Source organism: Streptomyces sp. NPDC051576, assembly GCF_040681835.1.
GTDB lineage: Bacteria > Actinomycetota > Actinomycetes > Streptomycetales > Streptomycetaceae > Streptomyces.
Genome location: NZ_JBFAZO010000005.1, coordinates 176,536 through 189,728 on the forward strand (window position 1 = coordinate 176,536; position 13,193 = coordinate 189,728).

Consider the following 13,193-nt stretch of genomic DNA (forward strand, 5'->3'; position numbering starts at 1 on the left):
GTCGGACATGGGCCGCCGGGGCCGCGACCGGGTCCGTTCGGTCCCTCCCCCGTCGGACAGTCGGCGGGCATGGTCCCGCGTGGCTGTAGCTGGTGACGACGGACCGGCGGAGACCGGACGGCGGACGAACGACCCGTCCGGCAGGCCCGACCGCGCGGGTCGGCGGACCGGCAGCCGTCTGCCCCCGCGAGGCGGTCAGGCTGGGCGGGACACCCGCCCGGATGGGCGTCGCCTGCCCCCTCGCCCTCCCGGCGAGCCACCGACCACGTCCCGGCACACGCGAGACCGCCGGACCTCGGCACCCGCTCAGGGCGGGTCGGCCCGGCGGAGAGGTCCGTTCGGCCCCTGTGGGCTCCCGCCGGGGCGGCCCACCCTGGCGGACATGAGGACACGCACCGCGATCGCCGTCATCGGCGTCGGCAACGCGTTCCGGCGCGACGACGGGGTGGGCCCGGCCGTCATCGCCCGGCTGCGGGAGCGGGCCGTCGAACACCCGCTGCCGCCGGACACCGTCCTGTCGGTGTGCGACGGCGACCCCGGTCGGCTGATCGGGCTGTGGGAGAGCGCCGATCTCGCCGTGGTCGTGGACGCGGCCCACGCCCACCCGGGCACACCCGGCCGCGTACACCGCCTCGCACTGGACTCCGCGCACCTCCTTCCGCCGTCGGCGACCAGTTCGCACGGGCTGGGTCTCGGCGAGGCCGTCGAACTCGCCCGGGTCCTCGGCCTGTTGCCGCGTCAGTTGGTCGTCTACGCCGTGGAGGGCGCCGACAGCGAGTTCGGCACCGGTCTCTCCCCCGCCGTCGCGGCCCGCGTGGAACCCCTCGTCGCGGCGGTCGAGGACGACGTGCTGACCGGGAGGCCGGCATGACCGTGCGGCGCTTCCACGTGGAGGGCACCGTCCAGGGCGTCGGCTTCCGGCCGTTCGTGTACCGCACCGCCGTCGGGCTCGGTCTGGACGGCTGGGTGGCGAACATCAACGGTCACGTGGAGGGCGAGGTGGCCGGACCGCCCCTGGACATAGCGGAGTTCGCGACCCGCCTGCGGACGGCCCCGCCGGCCCTCGCCCGGGTACGCCGGGTCCAACTGGCCGCCGTTCCAACCCGGTCCGCCCCCTGTCACGGCTTCCAGGTCCGGCCCAGCCCACCCGGCGCCACCGACCCGACGCAGCTCGAGATCCCGCCCGACGCGGCGATCTGCGAGGCCTGTCTGCGCGAACTGCGCGACCCGCGAAACCGTCGGCACCGCTACCCCTTCATCAACTGCACGGACTGCGGGCCGCGCGCCACGATCATCGAGGACCTGCCCTACGACCGGATCCGCACTGCCATGCGCCGCTTCCCGCTCTGCGCGGAGTGCGCGGCCGAGTACGCCGACGCGGCCGACCGGCGGTTCCACGCCGAGCCCGTCGCCTGCCCGGCCTGTGGTCCACGGCTTGCCTGGGGCGAGTTGCGCGGCGAGGAGGCGCTGCGGGCGGCCGTGAAGACCCTCGCCGAGGGCGGAATCGTCGCGCTCAAGGGCCTCGGCGGCTACCAACTGCTGTGTGACGCGGGCGAGTCGGCGGCCGTGGCCCGGCTCCGGAAGCGCAAGCACCGCCCGGCGAAGCCCCTCGCCGTGATGGTCCCCGACCTCGCCACGGCCCGCCGCCTGGCACGGATCGGTGCCACGGAGCAGGAGGCCCTGACGTCTCCGGAACGCCCCGTGGTGCTGCTCGCCCGACGCCGGTGGCGGGGCGCGCCGCCGCTCGCCTCCGAGGTGCACCCCGGCCTGTCCCGCGTCGGCCTGTTCCTGCCCACGACCGGTCTGCACCATCTGCTGCTCGACGAGGTGGCCCGCCCGCTCGTCGTCACCAGCGGCAACCTCAGCGACGAGCCCATCGCGATCGACGACACCGAGGCCCACCGCACACTGGCCCGCGTCGCGGACGGCTTCCTCACCCACGACCGGCCCATCCGCTCCCGCTACGACGACTCCGTGGTGCAGTTCGCCGGACGGGCCCGGATCACGATCCGCCGGGCCCGCGGGCTGGCCCCCGCCGCCGTGCCGCTGGCCGTGCGGGAACCCGTCGCGGGCGTCGGCGCCCAGTCGAAGCACACCTTCACCCTGGCCGCCGACGGCCGGGCCCATCTCGGCCCGCACACCGGCGACTTGGCGGACATGACGACCCACGAGGCGTTCGTGGCGTCGTACGAACACCTCAAACGGCTGACCGGAATCGAGCCCACGGTCCTCGCCCACGACCTGCATCCGGGCTATCTCTCCACCCGGTGGGCCGAGGAACAGTCACTGCGCCGGATCCCCGTGCAACACCATCACGCCCACGTCGCGGCCTGCGCCGCCGAGCACGGAGTACGGGGCCCCTTCCTCGGAGTCGCCTACGACGGGCTGGGGCTGGGCGACGACGGCACCCTGTGGGGTGGCGAGATCCTCGTGGCCACCCTCAGCGGATACCACCGCGCGGGACGGTTCGCGACCGCGCCCCTGCCCGGCGGCGACGCGGCCGTACGCCATCCGTCCCGTACGGCGCTGGGGTGGCTGCTCGGCGGTGAGACGCTGGGTTCCCCACGGCCGTACCCCTGGCTCACCCGGCGGTTCACCGAACGGCTCGACCCGACCGAGGCCGCCGCGGTACGCGCGATGGTGGCCCGGGACGTCAACTGTCCGAGGGCCTCCAGTGCCGGACGCCTGTTCGACACGGTCGCCGCGCTGCTCGGGCTATGCGACCGGGTCGGCTACGAGGGTGAGGCGGCCGTCCTGCTGGAGGCCGCGGCCGGCGATCTGCACGCGGTACCGCTGGACCACCGGATCGTACGGGCGCGCGGTCTGTGGGTGTACGACCCCGCACCCACCCTCGTCGACCTCCTGCAACGGCAGTTGGGCGGGGAGCCGGCGCGTCTGCTGGCGGCGGCCTTCCATCTGACGCTGGCGATCGCCACGGCGGATCTCGTCGCCCGTGCGGTGGCCGACGGCGCGCCGCGCACGGTGTGCCTGGGCGGCGGCTGTTTCGTGAACCGGCGGCTGCTGACCGAGGTGAGGCGGCGACTGCACGCGCAGGGCCTGCGGGTACTGGTCGGCGGTCAGGTCCCGGTCGGGGACGGTGGCATCAGCTACGGCCAGGCGGCGGTCGCGGCCGCGCGGCTGGCCGGGGAGAGGTGAACGCGGATGTGTCTCGGTATCCCGGGCCGGATCGTGGAGATCCATGACGACGCGGGGCTGCGCATGGCCACCGTGGACTTTGGCGGGGTGCGGCGCGAGGTCTGTCTGAGCTGTACCCCCGATGCCGGTGTCGGGTCGTACGTCGTCGTGCATGTGGGGTTCGCGATCACCCGGGTCGACGAGGTGGAGGCGCGCAGGACGCTGGAGGTGTTGCGGGCGATGGCGGGGGCGGTCGAGGGCGAGTTGGGTGAGCCGCTGCCCTAGGGCCCGGTCGGTTCGGCTCGCGTTCAGGGCCGGTCGGCCCATGCCGCCGACACCCCCGCGCACCGGAATCTTGAAGTGGAGACGCACGATCCGCCCCGGACAAGGAGGACCGTCATGACCGCCACTCCGGCCTCGGCCGTGCTCGACCGGAACGGCCTGGACACGCTGGTCACCGTGCTGGTGGCACAGGGGCGGACCGTCGTCGGGCCGACCGTGCGCGACGGGGCGGTCGTCCTCGCGGAGCTGACCTCGGCCGACGCGCTGCCCTACGGCTGGGGCGTCGAGCTGGACGCCGGACGCTACCGGTTGGCGCACCGCGAGGACGGGGCCGCCTTCGCGCACAGCGCGGGCCCGCAGTCCTGGAAGAACTTCCTGCACCCGTCCCGTGAGCGGCTGTGGAGTGCCGACCGGACGCCGGAGGGAGAGGTCTCCTTCACCGCCGACGAGACGGACGCGCCCTCGTACGCGTTCCTCGGCGTGCGCCCGTGCGATCTGCGGGCCATCGCGATCCAGGACCGGGTCCTGACGAGTGGACAGTACGAGGACTCCGGCTACGGCCGGCGCCGCACCGGCGCGCTGCTCATCGCCGCCGAGTGCACCGAGCCCGGCGCGACCTGCTTCTGTGTCTCCACCGGCGGCGGGCCCGCCGCGGACCCCGGCTACGACCTGGCGCTGACCGAGGTGGTCGACGAGGACGGTCACCGGTTCTTCGTGCGCGTCGGCAGCGAGGCGGGTGCGCGGCTGCTGGAGCAGGTGCCCCACCGCACGCCCGACACGGTCACCGAGGCCACGGCCCGGACCTCGGTCGAGGCGGCCCGCGACCGCATGGGCCGCTCGCTGCCCCCGGTCGACCTGCGCGCCCTGATGGGTTCGAGTCTGGACGCCGAGCGGTGGAACGACGTCGCCGCCCGCTGTCTGACCTGCGGCAACTGCACCATGGTGTGCCCGACCTGCTTCTGCACCACCACGGAGGAGGTCACCGACCTGACCGGTGACCACACCGAGCGCCGGCAGCGCTGGGACTCCTGCTTCGACCTGGACTTCTCGTATCTGCACGGCGGTCCGGTGCGCCGCACGGCCCGCAGCCGCTACCGCCAGTGGCTGACCCACAAACTCTCCACCTGGCACGACCAGTTCGACACCTCCGGCTGCGTCGGCTGCGGGCGCTGCATCGCCTGGTGCCCGGCCGGCATCGACATCACGGAGGAAGTGGCCGCACTGGAGACCGAACTCGGAGCGGAGACGGACTGATGGCCCCCTCGATCGCCCTGCGTATGAACCACGCACTGCCCGCCGAACACCGCGAGCGGCTGCTCCGCGTCGGCCGCCAGGTGACCTTCCCGCCGGACACCCGGCTCTTCGAGGAGGGCGTGCACGCCGACCGTTTCTGGATCGTCCGCAGCGGTACGGCGGCCCTCGACATGCATGTGCCGGGCCGCCGCCCGCCGGTCGTCGAGACCCTGGGCATCGGCGACCTCGTCGGCTGGTCCTGGCTGTACGAGCCGTTCGTCTGGCAGCTCGGCGCGGGGGCCGTGACCCGGTTGCAGGCCTACGAGTTCGACGCCGTCGCGGTACGCCTGATGTGCCTGGACGATGCCGAGTTCGGACGTGCCGTCGAGCACTGGGTGGGCCGGGTGCTGGCCCACCGGCTGAACGCGGCCCGTGCCCGGTTGGTCGACCTGTACGGGATCTACGAGACGAAGGAGGAGCTGTGACCGTCGTGCCGGTCCCTCATCGCGTCGTCGCCCGTCGGCCGGAGACCGCGGACACCGTCACGCTGCGATTCGAGCCGGTCGGTTCGGCGCTCCCCGACTTCCTGCCGGGGCAGTTCGCGATGGTGCACTCCTTCGGTCGCGGCGAGATACCGGTCTCGGTGAGTTCCGTGCAGTCCACAGGCGGCCTCGCGCACACAGTGCGTTCGGTGGGCGCGGTCTCCGAGGGGCTGTGCTCCGCCCGGGTCGGCGATGTGATCGGCATCCGCGGTCCGTACGGCACCGGTTGGGACCTGGAGCGGGCGCGCGGCCGGGACGTGGTGGTTGTGGCGGGCGGTATCGGCTTCGCTCCGCTGCGGCCGTTGGTCCTGGACGCGTTGGCCGACCCCTCGGCCTACCGCCGCGTCAACGTCCTGGTCGGCGCCCGGACCCCGGGCGACCTCATCTCCCTCAAGGAAGTGGAGAGTTGGGGCACGGCGTACACCGGAGTGACGGTGGACCAGCCCGACCCCGACTGGCGCGGTGACGTCGGCGTGGTCACCCAACTGCTGGGCCGGGCGCACTTCGAGCCGGCGAGCGCGTGGGCGTTCGTCTGCGGCCCCGAGCCGATGATCCGGGCCACCGCCCGCGAACTGGCCCACCGCGGCATGCGCCGCGACCGGATCCGGGTCTCGCTGGAACGGAACATGCGCTGCGCGACCGGACACTGCGGGCACTGCCAGCTCGGCCCTCTGCTGGTGTGTCAGGAGGGTCCCGTCGTGGACTGGGAGCGCGCCGAACCGCTCCTCTCCGTAAGGGAGTTGTGAGATGGCACCCAAGCTCGCCGTGTTCAAGCTGGCCTCCTGCGACGGCTGTCAGCTCACCCTGCTGGACTGCGAGGACGAACTCCTGGCGCTGGCCGGCGAGGTGGACATCGCGCACTTCCTGGAGGCGTCCAGCGCGGTGCTGCCCGGACCGTACGACCTGTCCCTGGTCGAGGGTTCGGTCACCACGGCCGCCGACGCCGAGCGGATCCGCGAGATCCGCGCCGCCTCCCGCCACCTGGTGACCATCGGCGCGTGCGCGACCGCCGGCGGCATCCAGGCCCTGCGCAACTTCGCGGACGTCGACGAGTTCCGGCGCACGGTCTACGCGCACCCCGAGTACATCTCGACGCTGGCCACCTCCACCCCCGTGTCGGCGCATGTGGACGTCGACTTCGAACTGCGCGGCTGCCCGATCGACCGCCGGCAACTGATCGAGGTCATCACCGCGTTCCTCGCCGGCCGCAAGCCGGACGTGCCGAACCACAGCGTGTGCTTCGAGTGCAAGCGACGCGGCACCGTCTGCGTCACCGTCGCGCACGGCACCCCCTGCCTCGGCCCCGTCACCCATGCCGGATGCGGGGCACTGTGTCCGGCGTACGGGCGCGGCTGCTTCGGCTGCTTCGGGCCGTCCGGCTCGGTGAACCTGCCCGCGCTGATCCCGCTGCTGCGCCGCGACGGCCTCGACGAGGACGCCGTCCTGCGGTACCTGCACACCTTCAACGCCCTCGCGTTCGACAAGGAGTTGGACCAGTGACGCACCGTGGATCCCGTGTCCTGCACGTCGGCTCGCTGTCCCGGGTCGAGGGCGAGGGTGCGCTCAGCCTGCACGTCCACGACGGCACGGTCACCGCGGCACGGCTGGAGATCTACGAACCGCCGCGCTTCTTCGAGGCCTTCCTGCGCGGCCGTTCGTACACCGAGCCGCCGGACATCACGGCGCGGGTGTGCGGGATCTGCCCGGTGGCCTACCAGATGAGCGCCTGCGCGGCGATCGAGGACGCGTGCGGAGTGACCGTAGACCCGGTGATCCGGGATCTGCGCAGGCTGCTGTACTGCGGCGAGTGGATCGAGAGCCAGGCGCTGCACATCTACCTGCTGCACGCCCCTGACTTCCTGGGCCGCGCGAGCGCGATCGAACTCGCCCGCACACACCGGGCCGAGGTCGAGCGCGGGCTGCGGCTGAAGAAGGCGGGCAACGACCTGATGGAGCTGGTCGGAGGACGGGCCGTCCATCCGGTCAACGTGCGCCTGGGCGGCTTCTACCGCGCTCCGGCTCGCGATGAACTGCGGCCACTGGCACAGCAGTTGAAGCGGGCGCTGGACGACGCGTGGGAGACCGTGCGCTGGGTGGCGGGCTTCGAGTTCCCCGACGCGCGCACCGACGCCGATCTGCTCGCGCTGGCCGCCCCGGACACCTACGCGATCGAGGGCGGCACGCCGACCGTGTTGCGCGCCGATGGGACCAAGTGGTCTTTCCCCGTACGCGAGTTCACCGAGCACGTCGCCGAGACCCATGTGGCCCATTCCACCGCGCTGCAGTCCCGCCTGGACGGGCGGCTGCATCTCACCGGCTCGCTGGCCCGGTTCGCGATCAGCGGTGCGCTGCTGTCGCCGGTGGCGCTGGAGGCGGCCGTGGCGGCGGGGCTGGGCGATCCGCGCGAGGGGGCCGTGTGCCGCAATCCGTTCCGGTCCATCCTGGTGCGGGCGGTGGAGACGGTGTACGCCCTCGACGAGGCGCTGCGGATCATCGGCTCCTACGAGCCGCCCGCGCGCCCGTACACGGAGGTACCGCCGGTCGCGGGTGTCGGGCACGGTGCCACCGAGGCGCCGCGCGGGGTGCTCTACCACCGGTACGCGATCGACGCCGAGGGGATCGTCACCGACGCCACGATGGTGCCGCCGACCGCGCAGAACCAGGCCGCGATCGAGGACGACCTGCGCCGGCTGGCCCAGACCGCGATCCGTGAACGCGACGTGGACGACGTCGAGTTGACGTCCCTGTGCGAGCGGGCCATCCGCAATCACGACCCGTGCATCTCCTGTTCCACCCACTTCCTCGACCTGACGATCGTCCGTACCTCGGGAGCGACCACGGGAGGCCGCCATGCCTGAATCTCCGTACACCGTGAGCGATGTGATGACGCACACCGTCGTCGCCGTCGGCAGCGAGGCGCCTTTCAAGGAGGTCGCCCGGCTGCTCGACGAGTGGAAGGTCAGCGCCCTGCCGGTGCTGGCCGGTGAGGGCCGGGTCGTCGGGGTGGTCTCCGAGGCTGACCTGCTGGCCAAGGAGGAGTTCCGGGACACCGACGAGGGTGATGCCGCCGTGCAGACGAAGGCCGGCGCGATCACCGCGGGCCAGCTGATGAGCACGCCCGTGGTGACCGTCCACGCCGACGCCTCCGTCGCGGAGGCCGCCCGCATCATGGCCCGCAGGCACGTCAAGCGACTGCCCGTCGTGGACGGCGTCGGACTGCTGCAGGGCGTGGTCAGCCGCGGCGACCTGCTCAAGGTGTTCCTGCGCCAGGACACGGAGATCGCGGCGGAGGTCCGGGACGGTGTGCTGAACCGGCTCCCGGTCACCGAGCCGCTGACGGTCGAGGTGAACGAGGGCGTGGTCACCCTCGGTGGCTCGCTGCCGGACCGGCTGCTCGTGCCCGTGATCGCACGTGCGGTGCGGGCGGTGGAGGGCGTCGTCGACGTCCGGCTCGACCTGACGCACCGATGAAGTACCTCGACGAGTACCGCGATCCCGTGCTCGCCCGGCAACTGCTGGACGAGCTGCGGCGGACGGCCACCTCGCCCTGGCAGATCATGGAGGTGTGCGGCGGCCAGACCCACACCCTGGTCCGCCAGGGGATCGACGAGCTGCTGCCCGCCGGGATGCGGATGATCCACGGCCCCGGCTGCCCGGTCTGCGTGACCCCGCTGGAGACCCTGGACCGGGCCATGGCCGTCGCCCCCCGGCCCGGTGTGATCCTCACGAGCTTCGGCGACATGCTGCGCGTGCCCGGCACCGACACCGACCTGCTGTCGCTGCGGGCACGCGGCGCGGACGTCCGTGTGGTGTACGCCCCGATGGACGCCGTGCGGCTGGCCGCCGCCCACCCGGACCGGGAGGTCGTCTTCCTGGCGGTCGGCTTCGAGACGACGGCGCCCGCCAACGCGACGGCGGTGCTGCACGCGGCCCGCCTCGGGCTGACGAACTTCTCGATGCTGGTCAGCCATGTACTGGTGCCGCCCGCGATGACCACGCTGCTCGACGACCCGGACTGCGAGGTGCAGGCGTTCCTGGCGGCCGGGCATGTGTGCGCGGTGATGGGCTGGCGGGAGTACGAGCCGATCGCCGCCCGCTACCGGGTGCCGATCGTGGTAACCGGGTTTGAACCGCTCGATCTGCTGGAGGGGATTCTGATGACGGTCCGTCAACTGGAGTCCGGGCGGGCGGAGGTGGAGAACCAGTACGTGCGGGCCGTACGGCGCTCGGGCAACACCGCCGCCCAGGACGCCGTCCGCGAGGTCTTCCATGTCACCGACCGGGCCTGGCGCGGCATCGGTGTCCTGTCCGACAGCGGACTCGAACTCGCCGAGAAGTACGCGGAGTTCGACGCGGCCCGCCGGTTCGACGTGGGCGGACTGCGGCCGGTGGAGGACCCCGCGTGCATCGCGGGCGCGATCCTGACCGGGGCGAGGCTGCCCACCGACTGCGCCGCCTACGGCACCCGGTGCACCCCGCGTCACCCGCTCGGCGCGCCGATGGTGTCGTCCGAGGGCACGTGCGCGGCCTTCCACGCGGCCGGACGCACATCCGGCCCCGCGTCTTCGAGGAGCACGCCATGACCATCGACTGCCCCACCCCCCGTCACGAGGACGAGGTCGTGCTGCTGGGCCACGGCGCCGGCGGCCGGCTCACCGAGGAACTGCTCGACCGGCTGATCCTGCCCGCCCTGGGCGATGCTCGGGGTCCGATGGAGGACGCGGCGCTGCTGCCGGGCCACCGGGAACTGGTGATCAGCACCGACAGTTTCGTCGTCAGCCCGCTGTTCTTCCCGGGCGGGGACATCGGCTCGCTCGCCGTGCACGGCACGGTCAACGACCTCGCGATGCGCGGCGCGTGGCCGCTCGCCCTGACGGTCTCCCTGATCGTCGAAGAAGGGCTGCCGCTGGCCGAACTCCGGTCCGTCATGGCCTCGTTGGGGAAGGCGGCCCAGGACGTGGGCGTGCCGGTGATCACCGGCGACACCAAGGTCGTGGGCCGCGGCGCCGCCGACAGGTTGTTCATCAACACCACCGGCGTCGGGCAGCGGCACGGCTCCCTGTATCCGTCCGCCGCGCTGGCCCGCCCGGGCGACGCGGTGCTGCTGTCCGGGCCGATCGGGCTGCACGGCACGACCGTGCTCAGCACCCGTGAGGGCCTCGGTTTCGAGAGCGACATCGCGTCCGACTCCCGGCCCCTGCATCACCTGGTGCGTGCCCTGGCACCGCTCGGTGCCGACGTCCATGTGCTGCGCGACCCTACCCGGGGCGGGCTCGCCGCCTCCCTCAACGAGATCGCCCGCGACTCGTCCGTCGCCGTCGAGATCGAGGAGGGCTCCGTACCCGTGCCGGAGGCGGTCGCCTCCGCCTGTGACCTGCTCGGCCTGGACCCGCTGGTCGTCGCCAACGAGGGGTGCGTGGTCGCCTTCGTCGCCGCGGACGCCGCCGATGCCGCACTCGGCGCGATGCGGTCACTCGCCGAAGGTGCGCAGGCAGTGCGCGTCGGCGAGGTGCTGCCCGAGGGTCCCCCGGGACGGGTGACGCTGCGGACTCTGGTGGGCGCCCGGCGCATCGTGGAGATGCCGCTCGGGGAGCAACTCCCCAGAATCTGCTGATCAGTACCGCGCCGGGGCACCCTCGCGCACGAGGGCCCGGGAGGGCGCACGGCGCGGAGCGGTCCACGTCTGCGCGGGACGGCCGAGCCGCAGCACCATCTGCGGGAAGTTCCCGGCGGTCAGGCGTCGGCGCACCACCGCGCGCAGGGCGGGCAGTTCGAGGGGCTGCGGGTGGAAGGCGGCCATGACCCCCCGCGCGGCCGCGGCCAGCAGGACGCGTTGCAGCGCCTGTCCCGACCGCAGCCAGTCCTGACGGTCGTCGCGCGGGGTGGACAGCGTGGCGACGGTGCCGGTCCCCAGGCCGCGCCTGCGGGCCGGGACGATGTACCGGCGAGCGAGGTCGAGGTAGTCACGACCGGCGAGGAGTGTGCAGTCCGGGTGGTACCGGCAGGCCTCGACAGGTATTCCACCGAACCCGAGGCCGCGCCTCACCTCGGCGGTGTGCCCCGGGTCCGCGCGATGCACGTCCTCGGCCGTGCGCACCAGCTGCGCCAGCACGTCCAGGTCCTCGGGCTCGTCGAGGACCTGAAAGACGGCGCCCTCGACCCGGGCGTGCTCGCGCAGTTCCTCCAGGAGGTCCTCGGACAGCGGTTCACCGGTGAACGGGCCGCGGTGGGTGTGGCGTTCGGCCATCGCGGCGACGAGTTCCGCCTCCTCGGGGGTGCTCGGGGCGTGGACGGCGTATCCCACGCGGGCCAGGAAGGCGGGGTTCCCGGGCTCGGGCAGCAGCTCGACGGTCGGCCGGAAGCCGAGGTGCCGTACGGCCATCCGCGCGTTGAACAGCGCCGCCCCGCAGGCGATGATCATCTGCCGGCCGCCGGGGTCGGTGAGGATCATGCGGCGCCCGGCGTCGGCGTGCACCTCGAAGCCGTGGTCGTGGCCCTCCTCGACGAAGAACCAGGGCTGGCTGTTGTGCGGGGAGGGCGCGAGGGACGCGGCGCGAGCGAGGTGCATCGCCGCGTGACCGGCTTTCTCGTACGACACGGACATGGTGATCCCGCCTTTCGCGGACCGTCCATCGTTCGTGAACCGTCCATTCCCAGGGTCCCCGGCCGGGCTGCCGGGGACCGCTCTCGTGTCGGGTCGAAGAGGGCCAAGGAGCTTGTCCGCTCCGGCAGTTCAGGCCGCGTTCCGCTGCTTGAGCAGCTCGTCGGCGATCCCCGCCGCCCACGTCTCGATCCGGGCGAAGTCGCGGAAGTCCCCGCCTTTTCCGTTCCGCACGATCGCCCGGGCGATACGCCCCTGTGCTCCCTCCTCCAGGCAGCCGCCGAAGGTGACGTGCCCGCGGGCGTCGAGCCGGGTCATGGCGCGCCGCACTCCGGCCACCGGTGGGATGTCCTTCTCCGTGGCCGACGCGTCGAGCGGGCCGCTGCTGAACAGCCACACCGGCCGCCCGGCCAGGGCGCGGCGGTGCCGGCCCAGGAACCGGCGGGCGTCGCTGTGCCAGCGTCCGGCGTACAGGGCGCCGCCGATCACGACGGCACCGTACGGTTTCACATCGGGGACCGCCGCCGCGGGCATCGCCTCGGCGGTGACGCCCGCCTTGTTCAGGACGTCGGCCACCACCTCCGCGATCCTCGCGGTCGATCCGTTCTTCGTTCCGTAGGCGACCAGCACACTCGCATGCATGGCGGTCCGCCTCCTTTCCCGTCACATCCTGTGCGACCAGTCGTTGCGGATACCCGGGACGGCGGGCTGTTCGGGTCGCGTGTGCGTGTCGTCCAGACGGAAGGTGAGCTGGTCGACGACCGCGACCACGCCGTCGATCTGGCCGGTCATGGAGACGGCGATCTCCGTCTCGCTCTTGCGTTCCATGCGGCCGGTGAGGGTGACCACTCCTTCGACGACGGAGACATCGACGGTGTGCGCCGGAATCCACAGCGCCCGTCGCAGCACCTCCTCCTCGACCACGGCGCGGATCTCCGCGTCGGGCCGCAGGAACACCGTCAGCAGGTCGCGGCGGGTGACGATGCCGACGAGCCGGTCCTCCTCGTCGAGGACGGGCAGCCGCTCGATCCGGTGCTTCGCCATGGTCCTGGCGGCCTCGACGATCGTGTTCTCGGCGTGCACCGTGACCGGCGGCGCGGTCATCAGCCGGCCGGCGGTACGCGCCCCGGCCTTCACGGCCCGCGTCCTGCCCCGCCGGGTCAGACCGGCGAGCCGGGAGTGCTTCCTGGGCTCGTACGGGTCCGGTGTCTCGGCCTGCCGGATCATCAGATCCGTTTCCGAGACGACTCCGAGGACCTTCTCGTCCTCGTCGACCACCGGCAGCCCGCTGACGCGGTGCGCCCCGAGCAGCCGGGCCACCTCCTTGAAGGGCGTGCCGTACGTGGCCCGGACGACCTCCGTGGTCATCACGGAGCCGACCTTGTCGTGCTTCATGGTTC

General features: G+C 72.7%; 14 protein-coding genes. 11 read left to right on the plus strand and 3 right to left on the minus strand.

Annotated elements, in window-relative coordinates; all coding sequences use genetic code 11:
* The first annotated feature begins 382 nt into the window (after positions 1–382).
* The 11 genes from AB0M63_RS18135 to hypE all read left to right on the plus strand — a co-directional run bounded on the left by AB0M63_RS18135 (position 383) and on the right by hypE (position 10,806).
* Positions 383–871 carry a hydrogenase maturation protease gene (locus AB0M63_RS18135; RefSeq protein WP_366020065.1) on the plus strand — a complete coding sequence of 163 codons (489 nt, stop codon included), beginning with the start codon at positions 383–385 and terminating at the stop codon, positions 869–871.
* Positions 868–3,156, plus strand: a complete 2,289-nt coding sequence (gene hypF, locus AB0M63_RS18140; RefSeq protein ID WP_366020066.1) for a carbamoyltransferase HypF — start codon at positions 868–870, stop codon at positions 3,154–3,156. Before AB0M63_RS18135 ends, hypF begins: the two co-directional genes overlap by 4 nt.
* A 6-nt stretch (positions 3,157–3,162) precedes the next feature.
* Positions 3,163–3,420, plus strand: coding sequence for a HypC/HybG/HupF family hydrogenase formation chaperone (locus AB0M63_RS18145; protein WP_355901659.1), 258 nt, complete (start codon positions 3,163–3,165; stop codon positions 3,418–3,420).
* A 114-nt stretch (positions 3,421–3,534) separates the two neighbouring features.
* On the plus strand, positions 3,535–4,671 hold the full coding sequence (locus AB0M63_RS18150) for a 4Fe-4S dicluster domain-containing protein (protein ID WP_366020067.1): 1,137 nt from the start codon (positions 3,535–3,537) through the stop codon (positions 4,669–4,671).
* Positions 4,671–5,135 carry a cyclic nucleotide-binding domain-containing protein gene (locus AB0M63_RS18155; protein ID WP_366020068.1) on the plus strand — a complete coding sequence of 155 codons (465 nt, stop codon included), beginning with the start codon at positions 4,671–4,673 and terminating at the stop codon, positions 5,133–5,135. The genes AB0M63_RS18150 and AB0M63_RS18155 overlap by 1 nt, the downstream gene beginning before the upstream one ends.
* A complete protein-coding gene (locus AB0M63_RS18160; protein ID WP_355901662.1) occupies positions 5,132–5,938 on the plus strand; it encodes an FAD/NAD(P)-binding protein in 807 nt (268 codons plus the stop codon). Before AB0M63_RS18155 ends, AB0M63_RS18160 begins: the two co-directional genes overlap by 4 nt.
* A gap of 1 nt (position 5,939) precedes the next feature.
* On the plus strand, positions 5,940–6,692 hold the full coding sequence (locus AB0M63_RS18165; protein ID WP_366020069.1) for an oxidoreductase: 753 nt from the start codon (positions 5,940–5,942) through the stop codon (positions 6,690–6,692).
* The gene (locus AB0M63_RS18170; protein WP_366020070.1) at positions 6,689–8,050 is read left to right on the plus strand and encodes a Ni/Fe hydrogenase subunit alpha; all 1,362 of its coding nucleotides are present in this window, start codon (positions 6,689–6,691) and stop codon (positions 8,048–8,050) included. The genes AB0M63_RS18165 and AB0M63_RS18170 overlap by 4 nt, the downstream gene beginning before the upstream one ends.
* Positions 8,043–8,663 (plus strand): CBS domain-containing protein, encoded by a 621-nt coding sequence (locus tag AB0M63_RS18175; RefSeq protein WP_366020071.1) that lies wholly within the window; start codon positions 8,043–8,045, stop codon positions 8,661–8,663. Before AB0M63_RS18170 ends, AB0M63_RS18175 begins: the two co-directional genes overlap by 8 nt.
* On the plus strand, positions 8,660–9,775 hold the full coding sequence (gene hypD, locus AB0M63_RS18180; RefSeq protein ID WP_366020072.1) for a hydrogenase formation protein HypD: 1,116 nt from the start codon (positions 8,660–8,662) through the stop codon (positions 9,773–9,775). Before AB0M63_RS18175 ends, hypD begins: the two co-directional genes overlap by 4 nt.
* The gene (gene hypE / locus AB0M63_RS18185) at positions 9,772–10,806 is read left to right on the plus strand and encodes a hydrogenase expression/formation protein HypE (protein WP_355901667.1); all 1,035 of its coding nucleotides are present in this window, start codon (positions 9,772–9,774) and stop codon (positions 10,804–10,806) included. Before hypD ends, hypE begins: the two co-directional genes overlap by 4 nt.
* On the opposite strand, the gene AB0M63_RS18190 is transcribed toward hypE, so the two are convergent.
* The 3 genes from AB0M63_RS18190 to AB0M63_RS18200 form a co-directional block, all read right to left on the minus strand.
* Positions 10,807–11,796 carry a hypothetical protein gene (locus tag AB0M63_RS18190; RefSeq protein WP_355901668.1) on the minus strand — a complete coding sequence of 330 codons (990 nt, stop codon included), beginning with the start codon at positions 11,794–11,796 and terminating at the stop codon, positions 10,807–10,809.
* A 129-nt stretch (positions 11,797–11,925) separates the two neighbouring features.
* The gene (locus tag AB0M63_RS18195) at positions 11,926–12,435 is read right to left on the minus strand and encodes a flavodoxin domain-containing protein (RefSeq protein ID WP_355901669.1); all 510 of its coding nucleotides are present in this window, start codon (positions 12,433–12,435) and stop codon (positions 11,926–11,928) included.
* Between the two features lie 21 nt (positions 12,436–12,456).
* Positions 12,457–13,188 (minus strand): CBS domain-containing protein, encoded by a 732-nt coding sequence (locus AB0M63_RS18200; RefSeq protein ID WP_355901670.1) that lies wholly within the window; start codon positions 13,186–13,188, stop codon positions 12,457–12,459.
* Positions 13,189–13,193 lie beyond the last annotated feature (5 nt).